The organism is Streptomyces sp. NPDC000880, from assembly GCF_053599675.1.
Window position 1 is genome coordinate 36,628 of sequence record NZ_JBSFMS010000008.1, and the last position, 17,525, is coordinate 54,152.

Genomic DNA, 17,525 nt, shown 5'->3' on the forward strand with positions numbered 1-17,525 from the left:
GCATCCGATCCGGAACACAGCACTGCCCCGACACCGAAGTGCCGGGGCAGTGAAAAGTGTGGGCGCTTCCGCGTCAGCCGACGACCTTCTTCAGAGCGTCGCCGAGGGCATCGGCTTCGTCCGGAGTCAGCTCGACCACAAGCCGACCGCCGCCTTCGAGCGGAACGCGCATGACGATGCCCCGCCCCTCCTTGGTCACCTCGAGCGGGCCGTCGCCCGTCCGCGGCTTCATGGCCGCCATGCTCGTTCCCCTTCCTGAAACCAGCTCATCGTCAGCCGACGGCCCATGGATAGGCACGCGTCCCGGCATCGAACACATTGCTTCCAGGTCATTATCCCGCATCGCGGGACCCGATGACCAACATCAGTCGGCATCGCTTGCGCAACGCGCTCTCTCAAAACCACTCAATTCGGCGATCCGCCTGCGATACTTCGCCACCGCCCGCCGGACCGGGCCGGAAGATTGTTTGACGCAGGTCACATGTTCGCCCCGGCGATCTCCGCCATGCTGGGCCCCGAACACGCCTGAACACCACCGTCAGAGCCGCAAAGGGGACCCTGCCATGGCCGACTCCGTGCTGTACGAGGTGAGCGACGGACTCGCGACGATCACGATCAACCGGCCCGAGGCCATGAACGCGATGAACATCGAGGCCAAAGTCGCTCTGAGGGACTCGGCCCGGGCAGCCGCAGCCGACCCTTCCGTACGGGCGGTACTGCTCACCGCGTCCGGGCGCGCCTTCTGCGTGGGCCAGGACCTCAAGGAGCACATCGGGCTCCTCGCCGCCGATCGCGAGTCCGGCACCGGCAACACAATGAACACCGTGCGGGAGCACTACAACCCCATCGTTCGGGCCCTGACCGAGATGCCGAAGCCGGTCGTGGCCGGGGTCAACGGCGTGGCCGCGGGCGCGGGACTCGGCTTCGCGCTCGCCGCGGACTACCGGGTCGTCGCGGACACCGCCAAGTTCACGACGTCCTTCGCGGGCGTCGCGCTGACTGCCGACTCCGGGGTGTCGTGGACGCTGCCCCGGCTGGTCGGCCAGAGCCGGGCCGCGGACCTGCTGCTCTTCCCGCGCTCGTTCTCCGCGCTGGAGGCGTACGAGCTGGGCATCGCGAACAAGCTGGTCCCCGCAGACGACCTGGCCACGGAGGCCGCCGCGGTCGCCCGGGCGCTGGCCGAAGGACCGACCGTGGCGTACGCGGCGCTCAAGGAGTCCCTGGCCTACGGCGCCGGTCACACGCTCAGTGAGACGCTCGACAAGGAGGACGAGCTGCAGGCGAGGGCGGGTGCGTCCGAGGACCATGCGATCGCGGTCCAGGCCTTCATCGCCAAGGAGAAGCCGAAGTACCTCGGCCGCTAGGAGCAGCTAGGCGCTCGCGCGGCGGGCCACGCAGTCGCTCAGGTGGTCGTCGACAAGGCCGCACGCCTGCATGAGTGCGTACGCCGTCGTCGGTCCGATGAAGCGCAGCCCGCGCTTCTTGAGGTCCTTGGCCAGCGCGGTGGACTCGTCCGTCACGGCCTGGACGTCGGCGGTCGTGCGTGGCGCCGGCCGCGCCGCCGGGTCGGGGGCGTACGACCAGATCAGCGTGTCCAGCTCGCCGGGGGACCAGTCGGCGAGCACGCGCGCGTTGGCGAGGGTCGCCGCGATCTTGGCGCGGTTGCGGATGATCCCGGCGTCGGCGAAGAGGCGCCGCTCGTCGGCGTCGGTGAACTCCGCGACGGACGCGATCTTGAAACCGTCGAAGGCGAGGCGGAAGCCCTCGCGCCGGCGCAGGATGGTGATCCAGGACAGGCCGGACTGGAAGGCCTCCAGGCAGAGACGTTCGAAGAGCGCGTCGTCGCCGTGGACGGGGCGGCCCCACTCCTCGTCGTGGTACCTGACGTAGTCGTCCGTGGACAGGCCCCAGGGGCAGCGCAGCTTCCCGTCGGGGCCGGGTACGACACCGCCGGTCACTGCTCGGGCTCCCCGCCGGGCTTGGTGAACAGGTCGCCCCTGCCCACCGCGGTGGCCTGCGCGCCGGCCAGCGCGGACTCCAGTTCGGCGATGCGCGCGTCCCGCTCGGCGAGCTCGGCGCCGAGGCGGCCGAGCACATCGTCCACGTCCGCCATCCGGTAGCCGCGGGGCGCGACCGGCAGCCGCAGCGCCTCGACGTCCGCGCGGCCGACCGGGCGGGCGGCCGGCAGCGGGTCGACCAGCTGCTCCGGCGCCACCTCGGGCAGTGCCGCACTGTCGCCGCCGCCGACCACGGCGAGGGTGACCGCGGCAACGACCACGACCATCGCGATCAGCAAGAACAAGAACACGAGCGAGCCTCTCCCCAAGCGAAAACGTCCGGTGCTGATCGTGCCACGGGACTCTGACAGTTAGGGTCGCAGGCGAACGACCTGAGGAGGAAACAGCAGATGCTGCGGCTGGGACGGCGCGAATTCGACGCGCACGAGCCGGTGATCATGGCGATCGTGAACCGTACGCCTGACTCCTTCTACGACCAGGGAGCGACCTTCCACGACGAGCCGGCCCTCGCCCGCGTCGAGCAGGCGGTGTCGGAGGGCGCCGCCATCATCGACATCGGTGGCGTGAAGGCCGGTCCCGGGGAGGAGGTGACGGCCGAGGAGGAGGCACGTCGGACGGTCGGCTTCGTGGCGGAGGTGCGCAGGCGCCACCCGGACGTGGTGATCAGCGTCGACACCTGGCGGCACGACGTCGGCGAGGCGGTCTGCGAGGCGGGCGCGGATCTGCTCAATGATGCGTGGGGCGGGGTGGACCCGAAGCTGGCGGAGGTCGCCGCGCGGTACGGCGCGGGCCTGGTGTGCACGCACGCGGGCGGCACGGAGCCGAGAACACGGCCGCACCGGATCGCGTACGACGACGTGGTGGCGGACATTTTGCGGGTGACACTCTCGCTGGCGGAACGGGCGGTGGAGCTGGGGGTCCGGCGGGACGGGATCATGATCGACCCCGGTCATGATTTCGGGAAGAACACACGCCATTCGCTGGAGGCGACGCGCCGCCTCGGGGAGCTGACGGCGACGGGCTGGCCGGTGCTGGTCTCGCTGTCGAACAAGGACTTCGTCGGGGAGACGCTCGACAAGCCGGTGAAGGAACGCGTGATCGGGACGCTGGCGACGACGGCGGTGTCGGCGTGGCTGGGGGCGCAGGTGTATCGCGTTCACGAGGTGGCGGAGACGAAGCAGGTGCTGGACATGGTGTCGGCGATCGCGGGCCACCGGGCGCCGGCGGTGGCACGGCGGGGCTTGGCGTAGCGGCGGGGGCGGTGCGGGTGCCGTGCGCCTGCGGCGGGCCCACGCGGCGGAGCCGCAAAAGCGGATACAGCCCCTACCCGCCCCTTCCCGTAACTGGGCTTCGCCCCAGACCCCGGTACGCCCTTCGGGCGTTGTCCTCAAACGCCGGACGGGCTGAAAGATTCAGCCGCGGGGTCCGGGGCGGAGCCACGGAAGGTCAGTGGCCCGTCTCCTTCGTCACCATCGCCACCGCCTCCTCCACGTCGTCCGTGACATGGAAGAGCAGCAGGTCGTGCTCCGACGCCTTCCCCTGCGCCACCACCGTGTTCCGCAGCCAGTCCACCAGTCCGCTCCAGTACTCCGAACCGAACAGCACGATCGGGAAGCGCGTGACCTTCCGGGTCTGGACCAGCGTCAGCGCCTCGAACAGCTCGTCCAGCGTGCCCAGTCCGCCCGGCAGCACCACGAAGCCCTGCGCGTACTTCACGAACATCGTCTTGCGGACGAAGAAGTAGCGGAAGTTCACGCCGATATCGACATGCGGGTTGAGGCCCTGCTCGAAGGGGAGCTCGATGCCCAGGCCGACCGAGATGCCATCCGCTTCCCGCGCGCCCTTGTTCGCTGCCTCCATCGCGCCGGGCCCGCCGCCCGTGATCACCGCGAAGCCGGCCTCGACCAATGCCTTGCCGATACGGACGCCCGTGTCGTACTCGGGGGTCCCGGGCCCCGTGCGGGCGGAGCCGAAGACGCTGATCGCGCTGGGCAGTTCGGCCAGCGCGCCGAAGCCCTCCACGAACTCCGACTGGATGCGCATGACCCGCCAGGGGTCGGTGTGCACCCACTCGGAATCGCCCTCGGTGTCCAGCAGCCGCTGATCGGTGGTGCCGGGCTGCACCTGTTCCCTACGGCGTAGCACCGGTCCCAGTCGCTGCTCCTCCAGCGCCCGCAAACCCTCGGGGTTGCCCATGACCTGCTCCCTCCGCCGAACATTGTTGCTTTGAGTCAGGGTAGGTCGGCGAACGTTACGACATGTGAAATCAGGGTTGTCAGGCAGTGAGCCAGTCGCGGAGCCGTCCCTCGCAGTGCGTGATCTTGTCGACCGCGACATGCTCGTCCCGCTTGTGGGCGAAGAGCGCGTCACCGGGTCCGTAGTTCACCGCGGGCACGCCCAGCGCGCTGAAGCGTGAGACGTCCGTCCAGCCGAACTTGGGCTGCGCCGTGCCGCCGACGGCCGCCATGAACGCGGCCGCCGCCGGGTGCGAGAGCCCGGGCAGCGCCCCGCCGGTGTGGTCGTCCACGACGAACTCCGCGACCCCGCATTCCGCGAAGACCTCGTGGACGTGCGCCAGGGCCTCCTCCTCGCTGCGGTCGGGCGCGTAGCGGTAGTTGACCACCACGGTGCACTCGTCGGGGATGACGTTGTTGGCCACTCCGGCCTCGATCCGTACGGCGTTGAGCCCCTCCCGGTACTCAAGACCGTCGATCACCGGCCGACGCGGCTCGTACGCGGCGAGCTTGGCCAGGATCGGCGCCGCGGCGTGAATGGCGTTGGACCCCATCCAGCTGCGCGCGGAGTGTGCCCGCTCCCCAGTCGTACGGAGAAAGACCCGCAGCGTGCCCTGGCAGCCGCCCTCGACCTGCGCGTCGGACGGTTCGAGGAGTACCGCGAAGTCGCCCTTCAGCCAGTCGGGATGGGCTTCGGCCACATGTCCCAGTCCATTGAGGTGTGCGGCGACCTCTTCGTTGTCGTAGAAGACGAAGGTGAGGTCGCGGTTGGGCTCGGGGACGGTCGCGGCGATTCGCAGCTGCAGCGCGACGCCCGACTTCATGTCGCTGGTGCCGCAGCCCCACAGCACGCCGTTCTCGTCCAGCCGCGACGGCACGTTGTCGGCGATCGGAACCGTGTCGATGTGCCCGGCCAGGATGACCCGCTCGGCACGCCCCAGGTTCGTACGGGCCACGACGTTGTTGCCGTGCCGGTCGACGGTGAGGTGCGGCAGGGCGCGCAGCGCCTGCTCGATCGCGTCGGCAAGGGGCTTCTCCTCGCCGCTGACCGACCGGAAGTCGACCAGCCGGGCGGTGAGCGCCGGAGCATCAAGAGTGAGGTCAAGCACGGTGTCGGGCATGGCTCCGACCTTAACGCGGGCTCCAGTACGGTGGGCAGCGTGTCCGAGACCGCCTCCCCCGTCCGGCGCGGCCGCCTCCTGCGTATCGCGGCCGCGGTCGCCGTGCTGCTGGCACTCATCGGCTACGTCGTGGTCCAGTACGTCACCGGCGGCGGTCCCCCGCGCTGCACCGTGCGTACGGCCGAGGGCGAGGGCCCCACGTACGAACTCAGCACCGAGCAGGCCGCGAACGCCGCGACGATCTCCGCGGTCGGCACCACCCGAGGCCTGCCGGAGCGCGCGGTCACCATCGCGCTCGCAACGGCCCTCCAGGAGTCGGGGCTGCGCAACATCAAGCACGGCGACCGCGACTCGCTCGGCCTGTTCCAGCAGCGTCCCTCCAAGGGTTGGGGCACGACCCGGCAGATCCTCGACCCGGTCTACGCCGCGGGGAAGTTCTACGAGCGTCTCGCCGAGGTCCCTGGCTACTCCCGGCTGCCGCTGACCGTTGCGGCGCAGCGCGTCCAGCGCAGCGGTTTCCCGCAGGCGTACGCGAAGCACGAGCCGGACGCGACGTTGCTGGCCGCCGCCCTGACCGGCCGCGCGACCGGGGCTCTGACCTGCGAATCGGGCAAGGGTGTAAAGCCGGGCGACCCGGCGAAGGTGCGCGAGGAACTGGTGCGCGCGTTCGGCCCCGAGGTGCTGCCGACGGCGAGGACCTCGGGCAGGGCCGGAGCGCCCGTCCAGCGCGAGGTGTCCGTGCCGGTGCCGTCGACGGTCGGGACGGACGGCGGCGGGGCCTCGCAGCGCGGCTGGGAGCTGGCGCACTGGGCGGTGGCGCGGGCGGAGGGGCTGCGCATCGAGGAGGTCTCGTACGGGGGCCGGGTGTGGAGCGCGAAGGAGTCCGACGAGGGCTGGCGTTCCGCGGGCGCCGCGTCGGGTTCCGCGCCGGTTTCCGAGGCGGCCGACGTCCGAATTCGCATCGCACAGTAATCCGGGCGCTCCCTCGAAAGGGGCGCTCCAATCACGTCCGGACGAGAAGCAGGACGGCTATTCGCACGGGTTGCAAGGTACTCATCAAATCCCTTGCGAGCAAAGGGAAGTGACGGTTCAGCAGACCTCTGCACAATGGAATGTTTGTCCATTTTTATCCAGGGCTGATAATGCGATGCGTTACCAACTCTTTACCTTGATGCACCGCAACTTCCCCCGCCCTTCCTGCGGTTGTCACTGCGTACGAACCAACGTCCTTCTCGTCTCAAGGAGCATCATGTCCCTCCCCCTGACCCGTCGGATCGCCCGTGCCGCGCTGCTCATCGCGGCGGGTGCAGCCCCCGTGGTCGGTGCGGCCGGCTCCGCAAGCGCCGTGGAACTTCCCCAGAGCCCGCTCGGCGGCCTGACCACCCTCGACACGGACAGCCTCGGCAACACTGTCGACAGCGCCTCGCAGAAGACCACCGGCGCTGCGGGCGCGACCGGCGGCGAAGCGGTCAAGAAGGCCGTCCCGGCTGCCGGCAAGACCGTCGGCAAGACCGGCAAGTCGGCGCCCGACACCGCCAAGGAGGCCGCCGGTGACACCGCGGGCAACGCCGCCGGCGTCGTCGGCGAGACCGCCGGCACCGCGACCGAGTCGCTCGGCGGCCTGCCCGTCAGCGGCGGCCTGCCCACCGAGCAGCTGCCGGTGAACTCCCCGCTCTAGTCCGCGCAGGTACGCCGAGACAGGCGGAGATACGGCTGAGGGGCCCCGGGAGCGCGAACTCCCAGGGCCCCCTTCTGCGTCTCTCCGCGCTCCTCAGCGCTGTTCTACCGCCGTCAGCCCAGGCGCTTGACCGCCGCCTCGACGCGTTCGTCGGTCGCGGTGAACGCCACCCGTACGAAACTCTCCCCGGCCGTTCCGTAGAAGTCGCCGGGCGCCACCAGAATGCCGAGCTCCGCCAGGTGCGCGACCGTGTCCCAGCACGGCTCGTCGCGCGTCGCCCACAGATAGAGGCTGGCCTCGCTGTGCTCGATCCGGAAGCCGTGCCCCTCCAGCGCCGTGCGCAGGGCTGCGCGCCGGGCGGCGTACCGGGCCCGCTGCTCCGTGACATGCGTGTCGTCGCCGAGCGCCGCGACGGTGGCGGCCTGTACCGGCGCGGGGGTCATCATCCCGCCGTGCTTGCGGATCTGGAGCAGCTCGCCCAGCACCGCCTCGTCACCGGCGATGAACGCGGCGCGGTAGCCGGCCAGGTTGGAACGCTTGGACAGGGAGTGGACGGCGACGACGCCTTCGTACGTACCGCCGCAGACGTCCGGGTGCAGGACCGAGACCGGCTCCGCCTCCCAGCCGAGCTCCAGGTAGCACTCGTCGCTGAAGACCAGCACGCCGTGCTCGCGCGCCCACGCGACGATGCGGATCAGCTCCTCCTTGGCCAGCACCCGGCCGGTCGGATTGGAGGGCGAATTGAGCCAGAGCAGCTTCAGACCGGCGGGGTCGAGGTCTGTTCCCGCGGCGTCAGCCGCAAATGTCTCAGTGTCGTAGACGACGGCCTCCGCGCGGGCCAGGCGCGCGCCGACCTCGTACGTCGGGTAGGCGAGCCGAGGGTAGGCGACCTTGTCGCCCGGGCCGAGACCGAGCTGGGTCGGCAGCCAGGCCACCAGCTCCTTGGAGCCGACGACAGGCAGGACGTTCGTGTGGGCGACGTCGACGGCGCCGAGCCGGCGCTCCACCCATCCGGTGAGTGCGTCCCGCAGCTCGGCCGTCCCCCACACCGTCGGATAGCCGGGAGAGTCGGCGGCCGCGACGAGGGCCTTCTGGATCAGCTCGGGGACCGGGTCGACGGGCGTTCCGACGGAGAGGTCCACGATGCCGTCCGGGTGGGCCGCAGCCGTCGCCTTGTACGGCTCGAGCTTGTCCCAGGGGAAGACGGGAAGGCGCGAAGAGACTGCGGACACTGGCTTCTCTTTCTCGTACGTCAGGCAAAGGCCTCGGTCCCGTACGGACGACGAACCGTACGGGACCGGGAGCGGCACTGCTGCGGGCCGTCCGCTGCGGAACTACTGGTTCTGCGGCGGCAGTGCAGCAATGAAGGGGTGGTCGCGCTCGATCAGGCCGAGCTTGGAAGCACCACCGGGCGAACCGAGCTCGTCGAAGAACTCGACGTTCGCCTTGTAGTAGTCCTTCCACTCCTCCGGGGTGTCGTCCTCGTAGAAGATCGCCTCAACCGGGCAGACCGGCTCACAAGCACCACAGTCGACGCATTCGTCCGGGTGGATGTACAAGGACCTGGAGCCCTCGTAGATGCAGTCGACGGGGCACTCCTCGATGCACGCCTTGTCCTTGACGTCGACACAAGGCTGCGCGATGACGTAGGTCACGCTGTCGTTCCTCCTCGGTAGGGCTGGCATTGCGCGGGAGCGCGGCGTCGTCGATGCCCGCCCCTAGTATCTCCGTTCTTGGGGACGATCCGAACAGGAGGGGCTCGCAGACCTGTGGAATTCACCCGCGGCGGACGGCTCGAGATCCGCATTACACCCGCTGACGTGGGCAAACGTGTATCAGTCAGGCGCCTGACCGGCTCCGGCGGGGCGCCCGCGAAGTTCACCGACACGGTCGGCGTTCTCACATCCTGGAACGAGGGTGTGCTGCTGATCACACGCCGGACCGGTGAAAGCGTCCATATCCCGGAATCGTCGCTGGTCGCGGGCAAGGTGGTGCCCGCCGAGCCGACCCGGCGGCGGGGTCCGGCGGCGGATTTCCTGGAGCTCGCGAGAGTGACGGCACGCGCCTGGCGGCCGGTGGAGAGCGAGCGGCTCGGCGAGTGGGAGCTGCGGGCGTCGTCCGGGTTCACCCGGCGGGCCAACTCTGTGCTGCCGCTCGGAGACCCGGGACTGCCGCTCGACGAGGCGCTGGCCAGCGTGCGTACGTGGTACGAGGACCGGGGCCTGCCCGCGTATGTGCAGACCGCGACCGGGGCGGCGGGCACGCAGGAGGAGCTCTGCGCGGAGCTGGAGGCGCGCGGCTGGCGGCGCGAGGTCTCGGCGGAGGTGCGCATCGGGGCGCTGGCCCCGATCGGAGACCTGGACGCGGAGGTGGAGCGGGTGCGGCTCGCGCGCTCCGTCGACGAGGCGTGGCTACAGCGCTACCGGCGGTCCGGTGTGCCCGGGCCACATGTGTTGAAGGTATTGGGGAGCGGCCCCTCTGTGTGGTTCGCATCCGTACCCGGAGTCATAGGCGGTCCACCGGCGGCGATCGGACGGTGTGTGGTCGACGGCCGCTGGGCGGGCTTCATGGCGGTGGAGGTGGACCCGGCCTACCGGCGCACGGGCCTCGCGACCTCGGTGATGACCGCGCTCGCCCGCCGCGCGCTGGAGGAGGGCGCGTCGGCGGCCTGGCTGCAGGTGGAGTCCGACAACGACGGGGCGCGTGCGCTGTACGACGGGATGGGCTTCGCGACCCACCACCGCTACCACCACTTCCGATCTGCCTGAGCGGGTACGAATCTCGTATGCACGACGAATCCCCCGACCCGCCCTCCGACGGGCCTGCCGACCGGCGCCATCTGTTCGCCGAGGAGGCCCGCTCCGGGCGGCCCGACCTCGCGGTCCTGTGCCTGCTCGTGGGCGCGGAGGCGGACCCTTCCGTGGACGAGGTGGCCCTGGACGCGGCCCAGATCGAACTGGACCGTCTCGCCGGCCTCCTCCCCTTCGGTCTGACCGGCCCCCACGCGTGGGCATCGGCCCTGGCCGAGCTCCTCGGCGACCGCTGTGACTTCAGAGGTACCCCCGGCGACTACCAGCGCCTTGAGTCCTCCCTGCTCCACGAGGTCCTGCGGCGCCGCCGAGGCCTGCCGATCCTGCTCTCGGTGGTCTGGATCGAGGTGGCACGCCGCGCGGGAGCGCCGGTGTACGGGGTCGCCCTGCCCGGCCACTTCGTGGTCGGCTTCGGCGACCCACACGAGCAGGTCCTCGTGGACCCCTTCGCCGGCGGCCGCCTGCTGACGGGCCCGGACACGGAACTGCTGGTCACGGGCGCGACGGGCGCGCCACTCGACCCGTCGATGCTGACCCCGGCGGACCCGCTCGGCGTGGTGGTCCGCATCCTGAACAACATCCGCGCCTGGGCGGCGACCCGCCCGGAACGGTCGGACGTCGCTCTGTGGGCGGTCGACCTGTCCCTGCTGCTGCCCTCCCACCCGGCGCGCCTGCGCTACGAACGGGCCCAGCTGCTCGTACAGCGCGGGGAGTTCGCGAGGGGGGCGGCGGAGCTGGACGCGTACGCGGATGTGGTGGCGGCGGTGGATGAGGGCGCGGCGGACGCGATCAAGGGGCGGGCGCGGGCGGCGAGGGCGATGCTGAACTGAGCCGCAACGGCCGCGGGAGCCCGGCCCGTTCCATGCCCGTCACAGCGGCATCCTTGGGCCGCCGGATCAGTGCGTCCGGTTCTGGCGGAATTCTGCGTGAGCTGCAAGACCAGCGCAGCGGGGCCCATGGAGGGGACGCCGAACATCGTTCACATGAGGGACGATGCCTGCCCATCTCCACCTCCGAGCCCGTCACACCTCGATTCGGCCAGCAACCGCAGTGCCAGTTCTTTGAGCTGGATCGACCTCGGCGGTCGAACGCTCGGCCACCACAGCCACGTCCCCCGTGTCCGTACGGACCGACGCCCCACCTCGGCGGTCTGATCGACCACTGTGATCGCACTACCTGGCCGAATGGCATACGCCGAATGGCGCTCGGCGCGGACAGCCTCCGGGACGACTGACGACAAAGTGCGCATTATCGGCATGTGTCTGATCCGAATGGATTTCCCGCCTCGAATCAGCGCCGCATCGGCGGCGTGCCTGTGCAGCCCAAGACGGTGGCCCTTGCCGTGATCGCCGCCCTGGCCATCTGGTTCATCGTCATCAACACCAGCTCGGTGAAGATCCGCCTCTACTTCTCCACCGTCGTGGCCCCCATGTGGATTGTGCTTACAGCGACCGTGATCGGCGGCGCGCTGATCGGATGGTTCGGCGGCCACCGCGCAGCCAAGAAGCGAAGCCGACGCCGAGCAGAGCAACCGAAACGGCGACGCTGACGGCCTCGACACGGGCGACCCCAGTCAAGCGGGAGGCTTCGGCGCCTCAGCGAGAGTGTCCAGGATCGGCTGACCGTACTTCTGCAGCTTGTTCTCGCCGACGCCGTTCACCGTGCCGAGCTCCGCCAGGGTCGATGGAGAGGTGACCGCGATCTCGCGGAGCGTCGCGTCGTGGAAGACGACGTACGCGGGCACACCCTGCTCTTTCGCGGCGGCGGCCCGCCAAGCGCGGAGCGCCTCGAAGACGGGCATGGCCCTTTCGGGCAGGTCGACGGGGGCTCGCTTCTTGGACGTCTTCTCTGTCCGCGCCGCCGCTTTCTTCTCGGGCTCGCGCCGCAGCGGGACGGCGCGCCGCCCGCCCAACACCTCACCACTCGTCTCGGTGAGTACGAGCGTCCCGTAATCGCCCTCGACGGCGATCAGCCCCTGCGCCAGCAACTGCCGTACGACACCGCGCCATTCGGCCTCGCGCAGCTCCGTACCGATACCGAAGACACTCAGCGCATCGTGGTCGAACTGGATGACCTTGGCCGTCTTCCGGCCCAGCAGAATGTCCGTGACCTGGCCCGCGCCGAACTTCTGGCCGCGTTCGCGCTTGAGCCGGACGACAGTCGACAGGAGTTTCTGGGCGGCGACGGTGCCGTCCCAGGACTCGGGGGGCGTCAGGCACGTATCGCAGTTGCCGCACGGGCCGCTCTCCTCCCCGAAGTAGGCGAGGAGCTGCACGCGCCGGCATTCGGCCGTCTCGCACAGCGCGAGCATGGCGTCGACGTGCGCGGAGAGCCGTCGCCGATGGGCTTCGTCTCCTTCCGAGCCCTCGATCATCTTCCGCTGCTGCACAACGTCCTGCAGCCCATACGCCAGCCAGGCCGTGGACGGCAGCCCGTCGCGCCCGGCCCGCCCGGTCTCCTGGTAGTACCCCTCCACGGACTTGGGCAGGTCGAGATGGCAGACGAAGCGCACATCGGGCTTGTCGATCCCCATCCCGAAGGCGATGGTCGCCACCATCACCAGCCCGTCCTCCCGCAGAAAGCGCGCCTGATGCTCGGCTCTTGTACGGGCATCCAGCCCGGCGTGGTACGGCAGCGCCTCGATCCCGTTCTTCACCAGGAACTCGGCGGTCTTCTCCACAGAAGCCCGGGACAGGCAGTAGACAATCCCCGCATCGCCGCCGTGCTCGGCACGCAGGAGCGCAAGCAGCTGCCGCTTCGGGTCGTCCTTCGACACAATCCGGTACTGAATATTCGGCCGGTCGAAGCTGGCCACGAAGTGCCGGGCATCCTGCAGCTTCAGCCGGGACGCGATCTCGGAATGCGTGGCCTCGGTGGCGGTAGCCGTCAGCGCGATCCGCGGCACATCGGGCCAGCGCTCGTGCAGCGCGGACAGAGCAAGGTAGTCGGGCCGGAAGTCGTGCCCCCACTGGGCGACACAGTGCGCCTCGTCGATGGCGAACAGCGAAATGGTGCCGCGCTCCAACAACCGCACTGTTGACTCGACGCGCAGCCGCTCGGGCGCGAGATAGAGCAGATCCAGCTCTCCGGCCAGAAACTCAGCCTCCACAAGCCGCCGCTCGTCGAAATCCTGTGTGGAGTTGAGAAACCCCGCCCGAACCCCGAGCGCCCTCAGCGCGTCGACCTGGTCCTGCATGAGCGCGATGAGCGGCGAAACGACAACACCCACGCCCTTCCGCACCAGCGCGGGGATCTGGTAGCAGAGCGACTTGCCGCCACCGGTCGGCATGAGCACGAGCCCGTCACCACCTGCGACGACGTGCTCGATGATCTCCTGCTGACTGCCCCGGAAGGAGCCATAGCCGAAGACGCGGTGCAGCACCTGCAGCGCGTCACTCGCCTCGGGCGGGGTGTCGAGGTCCGGAGCGCTCATCCGGCAATTCTATGAGGATCACGAGGCGGGGTCCGGCCGATGGGCAGACCCGTGGCCAACCGCTCACAGCCGTAGCGCCCTCGTGATCATCTGACGGCGGTACGGACGGGCCGCCGACGCGAACGTGCGGGCGGGGCGCAGGCCGCTTGGGACGCAGCGCCCCCGCCCTGTACGGGGCAGGGGCTCTGTCAGGAGCGGGGCCGGCTGGGTCAGCTCGGGTCGAGCTGGATGACCGCGGTGCGCTCGGCCGGCGTCTTGCCGCGCAGGGCCGTCCCCATGGCCTGGGCCACGTCGTCCGCGGAGAGCTGGTGCTTCTTGCCGTCACCCTTGGTGATCAGGACGCCGTCGAACACGCCGTCCAGCAGCTCGTCGATCGCCTTCTTGTCGTAGACCTCGACCAGCTTGCCGTCGATCGCCTTCATGGAGAGGATCTTCGGCAGCGACCTGGCCGGGCCGAACTGGATCTGCTTGCCGCCCGCCTTGATCGTGACCAGACCGGACATCGCGGGCTCGGCAAACTCATTCATCGCCCGGTCGAGCTCGGTCTGGGTGACGGTCGGCTCGCGGGTGGCGACGGGCAGTCCGACGATGTTCGGCCTACCGGTCTCGACCTGGGCGCGGTAGGCGTCCTTGACCGAGATCTTGGAGCGGCCGACGTCCAGCGCCTGGCCCGCCTTGCCCGGTATGGCGACTACCTTGCCGGGCTCGAACTTGATCGTGCCCTCGGTGGCCGATCCCGAGACGCCCGCGAGGTCGGTGAGCGCGACGCCCAGCTTCTCCTCGTCGACCAGGATCACCGGTTCGGAGACGCGCTCGGCACCGAAGAGGGAGCCGATCACCGAGACGGGGTTGTAGTCGCTGCCCGCGGCCTTGCGGACGGTCTCCTGGCTGTCCAGGGAGAGTCCGGCCTTGTCCGGGGCGAGCTGTTCCTTCTTGCCGCCGACGGTGAGCTGGAGGGGCGTGGCGGCGCGCTCGCCGAGGGTGGCATCGAGCTTGCTGACCGCGTCCTCCTTGGTGCCGCCGCCGATGTCGACGCCGAGGACGGTGGTGCTCTTCGGTACGTCGGAGTGGTTCATCAGCAGTCCCGCTCCGTACGCGACGCCGAGCAGGCCGACCACTCCGGCGCCGGCGAGCACCAGCTTGGAGCGGCCCTTGGCGGGTGCGGAGCGGGGCGCGCGGGCGGGGGCGGGGGCGGGGGCGGGCCCGGCCGCGGCGGGGCGTGGGGCGGGCACCACGGGGCCGCCGGGGCCACCGCCCGGGCCGCCAGGGAACTCCGGTGCGGAGAAGTTGCCCTCGTCCTGCGGGCCGGGGAACTGCAGGAGGGGGTTCGGTCCGGTGCCGGGGCCGTGCTGCGGGACGCCGAGGGACGGGAAGGGCGAGGGCGAGCGGTGCTCCGGAGGCACGACGGGGATGCCGCTGGTGAGCGTGTCACCGGAGACATGGCCAACGGCGGGATCGGGGGCCCGACCGGCGGGCTTCTGGGGGGTCAGCACGGCGGTGTCGTCGGACATCCGGGGCGCACCGGAACCAGGCCCCTGACCAGGAACACCGGGAGCACCGGAACCAGGCCCCTGACCAGGAACACCGGGAGCACCGGAACCAGGCCCCTGACCAGGAACACCGGGAGCACCGGGAGCGATGAGGCCCGGACCGGCGGGGCCGCCCACGCCGTGCCCAGGCGCACCGGGCCCACCCGGACGCGGGCGGATCGGCATGCTGCCGGTCGACGGCCCCGCCGTCGGCCCGGCAGGCGGCCGTACACCCAGCGGAGGCGTGTCGTTCCCCGGAGCGAATCCGTTGGTACGGGATGCCGTGCCATCGGCGTTCGCTGCCAGGTCGCTCAGCGCGGAGCGGGGTGCGCCCGGGAGACCGGCCCCTGGGCCACCGCCGTTCGCGGCCCCCGGCCCCGCAGCCGGCGCCGGCACAGAAGGACCGGCAGGCGCGGCCGAAGCCGACAGTCCCGCCCCATTCGTGCCGGACGACTTGCGCGGTGCGAACCAGTCACTCGTCGGCGGCTTCTCCTCGGCCTGCGGCTCCGCCGCCGCGGCGTCCTGCACCGTGTCCGGCCGCGGAGTGCTGCCCGTACGCTCGCTGTCCCGTCCGCCCGCCGAAGACGCGCCCGAAGACCCGCTCAAGGAGCCGCCCGACGAAGCCGCGGAGGCGTCCGCCTCACTCATCGGCGTACGCATGACGACCGGCGGAATCGGCCGCGAACCCGGGATGTTGATACGGATGCGGGTGGTCACCGTGGTCTCGGTCCTGGGCTCGTCCGGCTGCGGCTCGGGAGCCGCGCCGGCCTCGTCCGGAGCGTCCTGCGGGGGATGCAGCGACGGATACTGGCGGGATCCGTACGGCGGTGTTCCCGAGGGGTACACGGCTCCACCGCGCCCCTGGGGGCCGGAGGACGAACTGTCAGTTTCACGACTCAAAGCAGGTTCTCCCGGTTGGCTTCGCCGCCCGTTTCTTACTGGATAGCTACTACTGCGGGCGGCTCGGCGGCGCGCACCACCATACTGGCCGCCGAAGACAGGCACCCCGGGACTGTGGAAAGCGACATTCCGCCGACCGTACGGGCATGGTCAGTTCAGTGGCTTCCCACCCCTAGGGGCGACCCACCATAGGGCCCACCCCACCTGCTGCATACCAGGGGGTCCCACAGCCCCCTACTTGCCAAGTCGGCCGGGCCCGCCGCCCGGTTGCACCGGCCGCGGCATGGTGGCGCACATCACAGCCACCGCCATCCCGCCGAGCATGTAGACCAGCGGTCCGATCCCGGCGGAGAACGCCCCGTCGCCCTCGGGACGTCCGATACTCAGCAGCACGATCGCCGCCAGCCAGCCGACGGCGGGCGCGACGACCCCGAGCTGCGTCTCGATTGCCCGCCGGGAGCCGTAGAACAGCCCCGCCGCGGCGAACAGGGCGAGCACCAACCCGCCCGGAAACCAAGCGCCTTGGACCAAGGAGCCGACGAGGCCGACGAGCGCGCCGAGCACGGCGAGACCGAGGTAGGCGGCGATCCTGCCGGGCTTCGGCGACTGGCTGAGCCAGGAGCCGGGTACGTCGCGTCCGCTCATGCCATAACTCCTGTCATGCCCAACTCCCGCTCATGGTGCGACTTCCGTGAAGAGATCGTGCTCACGCTCTCCGGGCGGCGCGCCCGGCTCGCCCCGCACCAACTGGTAGTACTCCGTGGCGAAGATCGGCTGTCCCAGATGGTTGGAGAGTGCGAAGAAGGGGCCGTCCACGGCGATTTGGGTGGCGTGGGCGTGCATCGCCGCCGCCTTCCGCTCCGCGTACGCCGTTCCGTCGATCTCCGTAGTGATCTCGGAGTCGTCCACCACTCCCGGAATGTCGTCGATCTCGGCGATGCCCGGGAAGTCCGCTCCGCCCGCCGCGCGCAGCCGGGCGAAGCCCTCCTCGGCCACCGAACGCGGCACCCGGTTCCAGTAGATCTTGGTGATGGTGTGCGGGTCGCCCAGGTCGCGCCGGAAGGCGCGCTCCGCGGCCAGCTCGCCGGCGCGCATCGCGACCCGGTGGGCCTGGATGTGGTCGGGATGTCCGTAGCCGCCGCCCGGGTCGTACGTCACGAGCACCTGGGGGCGCACGGAACGGATGATCTCGACGAGGTACGGGGCAGCGTCGTCCACGTCGGTGTTCCAGAACGCGCCCTCGCGGCGGTTCTGCGGGACGCCCATCATCCCGGAGTCCCGGAACCGGCCCGGGCCGCCGAGGAAGCGGTGATCGGTGACGCCCAGCTCCTTCATCGCTGCGGCCAGTTCGCCGGCGCGATGGGGCCCGAGACGGTCCTCACCGTCGGCCGCGAGGTGGGCGAGGTCCGGCGGAATGACCTCGCCCTCCTCCCCGAGGGTGCAGGTCACCAGCGTGACCTGGGCGCCTGCGGCCGCGTACAGGGCCATCGTCGCGCCGTTGTTGATCGACTCGTCGTCCGGGTGCGCGTGCACCAGGAGCAGACGACGGGCGGCAAGATCCTTCATGCGGACAGCCTACGAGGCCGAGCCCGTCGCGCTAGAACTTGATGCCCCCGATCATCCCGGCCACATTGGTGGTCAGTTCGTTGATGGTGGGGCCGATCGACGAGCTTGCGAGATAGAACCCGAGCAACACGCAGACCGCCGCATGCCCACCTTTCAGCCCGGACTTCCGGACCAGCAGGAAGACGACGATCGCCAGCAGCACCACCGCCGAAATCGAGAGTGCCACGGCGGTTCAC

19 protein-coding genes are annotated in these 17,525 nt (G+C 70.3%); 7 read left to right on the forward strand and 12 right to left on the reverse strand.

Translation table 11 applies throughout. The features are described 5' to 3' along the window. Positions 1-73: 73 nt before the first annotated feature. On the reverse strand, positions 74-241 hold the full coding sequence (locus ACWDO5_RS04490) for a DUF3117 domain-containing protein (RefSeq protein WP_003966491.1): 168 nt from the start codon (positions 239-241) through the stop codon (positions 74-76). Positions 242-563: 322 nt separating this feature from the next. Here ACWDO5_RS04490 and chcB point away from each other — a divergent pair, with 322 nt between their 5' ends. Continuing rightward, entirely contained in the window at positions 564-1,364 is an 801-nt protein-coding gene (chcB, locus tag ACWDO5_RS04495; protein WP_450528285.1) for a 2-cyclohexenylcarbonyl CoA isomerase, read from the forward strand. Positions 1,365-1,370: 6 nt separating this feature from the next. Here the strand turns inward: chcB and ACWDO5_RS04500 are convergent, their stop codons facing one another. Then, a complete protein-coding gene (locus ACWDO5_RS04500) occupies positions 1,371-1,958 on the reverse strand; it encodes a DNA-3-methyladenine glycosylase I (RefSeq protein ID WP_450528287.1) in 588 nt (195 codons plus the stop codon). Further along, positions 1,955-2,308: a DivIVA domain-containing protein gene (locus ACWDO5_RS04505; RefSeq protein ID WP_450528289.1), complete on the reverse strand. Its 354-nt coding sequence runs from the start codon at positions 2,306-2,308 to the stop codon at positions 1,955-1,957. Before ACWDO5_RS04505 ends, ACWDO5_RS04500 begins: the two co-directional genes overlap by 4 nt. 99 nt (positions 2,309-2,407) lie before the next feature. Here ACWDO5_RS04505 and folP point away from each other — a divergent pair, with 99 nt between their 5' ends. After that, entirely contained in the window at positions 2,408-3,268 is an 861-nt protein-coding gene (gene folP / locus ACWDO5_RS04510; protein ID WP_450528291.1) for a dihydropteroate synthase, read from the forward strand. A 196-nt stretch (positions 3,269-3,464) separates the two neighbouring features. Here folP and ACWDO5_RS04515 read toward each other — a convergent pair whose 3' ends face one another. Both ACWDO5_RS04515 and dapE read right to left on the reverse strand, forming a co-directional pair. Then, a complete protein-coding gene (locus ACWDO5_RS04515) occupies positions 3,465-4,214 on the reverse strand; it encodes an LOG family protein (protein ID WP_450528293.1) in 750 nt (249 codons plus the stop codon). A 79-nt stretch (positions 4,215-4,293) separates the two neighbouring features. Beyond that, a complete protein-coding gene (gene dapE / locus ACWDO5_RS04520; protein WP_450528295.1) occupies positions 4,294-5,373 on the reverse strand; it encodes a succinyl-diaminopimelate desuccinylase in 1,080 nt (359 codons plus the stop codon). A 39-nt stretch (positions 5,374-5,412) separates the two neighbouring features. On the opposite strand from dapE, the gene ACWDO5_RS04525 reads away from it, so the two are divergent. Together ACWDO5_RS04525 and ACWDO5_RS04530 are read left to right on the forward strand one after the other, a co-directional pair. Further along, on the forward strand, positions 5,413-6,345 hold the full coding sequence (locus tag ACWDO5_RS04525) for a hypothetical protein (RefSeq protein ID WP_450528297.1): 933 nt from the start codon (positions 5,413-5,415) through the stop codon (positions 6,343-6,345). A gap of 277 nt (positions 6,346-6,622) precedes the next feature. After that, positions 6,623-7,051, forward strand: coding sequence for an ATP-binding protein (locus ACWDO5_RS04530; protein ID WP_450528299.1), 429 nt, complete (start codon positions 6,623-6,625; stop codon positions 7,049-7,051). Positions 7,052-7,164: 113 nt separating this feature from the next. On the opposite strand, the gene ACWDO5_RS04535 is transcribed toward ACWDO5_RS04530, so the two are convergent. Continuing rightward, entirely contained in the window at positions 7,165-8,283 is a 1,119-nt protein-coding gene (locus tag ACWDO5_RS04535) for a bifunctional succinyldiaminopimelate transaminase/glutamate-prephenate aminotransferase (protein ID WP_450528301.1), read from the reverse strand. Between the two features lie 102 nt (positions 8,284-8,385). Beyond that, positions 8,386-8,706 (reverse strand): ferredoxin, encoded by a 321-nt coding sequence (gene fdxA, locus ACWDO5_RS04540; RefSeq protein WP_018089397.1) that lies wholly within the window; start codon positions 8,704-8,706, stop codon positions 8,386-8,388. Between the two features lie 114 nt (positions 8,707-8,820). Here fdxA and ACWDO5_RS04545 point away from each other — a divergent pair, with 114 nt between their 5' ends. From ACWDO5_RS04545 to ACWDO5_RS04555, 3 genes are all read left to right on the forward strand, one after another. Then, positions 8,821-9,819, forward strand: a complete 999-nt coding sequence (locus tag ACWDO5_RS04545; RefSeq protein WP_450528303.1) for a GNAT family N-acetyltransferase — start codon at positions 8,821-8,823, stop codon at positions 9,817-9,819. A 17-nt stretch (positions 9,820-9,836) separates the two neighbouring features. Next, positions 9,837-10,691, forward strand: coding sequence for a transglutaminase family protein (locus ACWDO5_RS04550; RefSeq protein WP_450528305.1), 855 nt, complete (start codon positions 9,837-9,839; stop codon positions 10,689-10,691). A gap of 428 nt (positions 10,692-11,119) precedes the next feature. Beyond that, positions 11,120-11,410 carry a lipopolysaccharide assembly protein LapA domain-containing protein gene (locus tag ACWDO5_RS04555; RefSeq protein WP_450528307.1) on the forward strand — a complete coding sequence of 97 codons (291 nt, stop codon included), beginning with the start codon at positions 11,120-11,122 and terminating at the stop codon, positions 11,408-11,410. A gap of 24 nt (positions 11,411-11,434) precedes the next feature. Here ACWDO5_RS04555 and recQ read toward each other — a convergent pair whose 3' ends face one another. The 5 genes from recQ to ACWDO5_RS04580 form a co-directional block, all read right to left on the reverse strand. After that, positions 11,435-13,294, reverse strand: coding sequence for a DNA helicase RecQ (gene recQ, locus ACWDO5_RS04560; protein ID WP_450528309.1), 1,860 nt, complete (start codon positions 13,292-13,294; stop codon positions 11,435-11,437). Between the two features lie 209 nt (positions 13,295-13,503). After that, positions 13,504-15,723 (reverse strand): hypothetical protein, encoded by a 2,220-nt coding sequence (locus ACWDO5_RS04565; protein ID WP_450528311.1) that lies wholly within the window; start codon positions 15,721-15,723, stop codon positions 13,504-13,506. 234 nt (positions 15,724-15,957) lie between these two features. Then, complete coding sequence (locus ACWDO5_RS04570) at positions 15,958-16,368, reverse strand: DUF6113 family protein (RefSeq protein ID WP_450528313.1); 411 nt, start codon at positions 16,366-16,368, stop codon at positions 15,958-15,960. 30 nt (positions 16,369-16,398) lie between these two features. After that, positions 16,399-17,289, reverse strand: a complete 891-nt coding sequence (gene mshB / locus ACWDO5_RS04575) for an N-acetyl-1-D-myo-inositol-2-amino-2-deoxy-alpha-D-glucopyranoside deacetylase (protein ID WP_450528315.1) — start codon at positions 17,287-17,289, stop codon at positions 16,399-16,401. A gap of 31 nt (positions 17,290-17,320) precedes the next feature. After that, on the reverse strand, positions 17,321-17,515 hold the full coding sequence (locus ACWDO5_RS04580; protein ID WP_450528317.1) for a hypothetical protein: 195 nt from the start codon (positions 17,513-17,515) through the stop codon (positions 17,321-17,323). Between the last annotated feature and the right edge of the window lie 10 nt (positions 17,516-17,525).

Coding starts and splice junctions, on each gene's coding strand:
- ACWDO5_RS04490 (WP_003966491.1), bottom strand. CDS start 241: ATGGCGGCCATGAAGCCGCGGACGGGCGACGGCCCGCTCGAGGTGACC.
- chcB (WP_450528285.1), top strand. CDS start 564: ATGGCCGACTCCGTGCTGTACGAGGTGAGCGACGGACTCGCGACGATC.
- folP (WP_450528291.1), top strand. CDS start 2,408: ATGCTGCGGCTGGGACGGCGCGAATTCGACGCGCACGAGCCGGTGATC.
- ACWDO5_RS04515 (WP_450528293.1), bottom strand. CDS start 4,214: ATGGGCAACCCCGAGGGTTTGCGGGCGCTGGAGGAGCAGCGACTGGGA.
- dapE (WP_450528295.1), bottom strand. CDS start 5,373: ATGCCCGACACCGTGCTTGACCTCACTCTTGATGCTCCGGCGCTCACC.
- ACWDO5_RS04530 (WP_450528299.1), top strand. CDS start 6,623: ATGTCCCTCCCCCTGACCCGTCGGATCGCCCGTGCCGCGCTGCTCATC.
- ACWDO5_RS04550 (WP_450528305.1), top strand. CDS start 9,837: ATGCACGACGAATCCCCCGACCCGCCCTCCGACGGGCCTGCCGACCGG.
- recQ (WP_450528309.1), bottom strand. CDS start 13,294: ATGAGCGCTCCGGACCTCGACACCCCGCCCGAGGCGAGTGACGCGCTG.
- ACWDO5_RS04570 (WP_450528313.1), bottom strand. CDS start 16,368: ATGAGCGGACGCGACGTACCCGGCTCCTGGCTCAGCCAGTCGCCGAAG.
- mshB (WP_450528315.1), bottom strand. CDS start 17,289: ATGAAGGATCTTGCCGCCCGTCGTCTGCTCCTGGTGCACGCGCACCCG.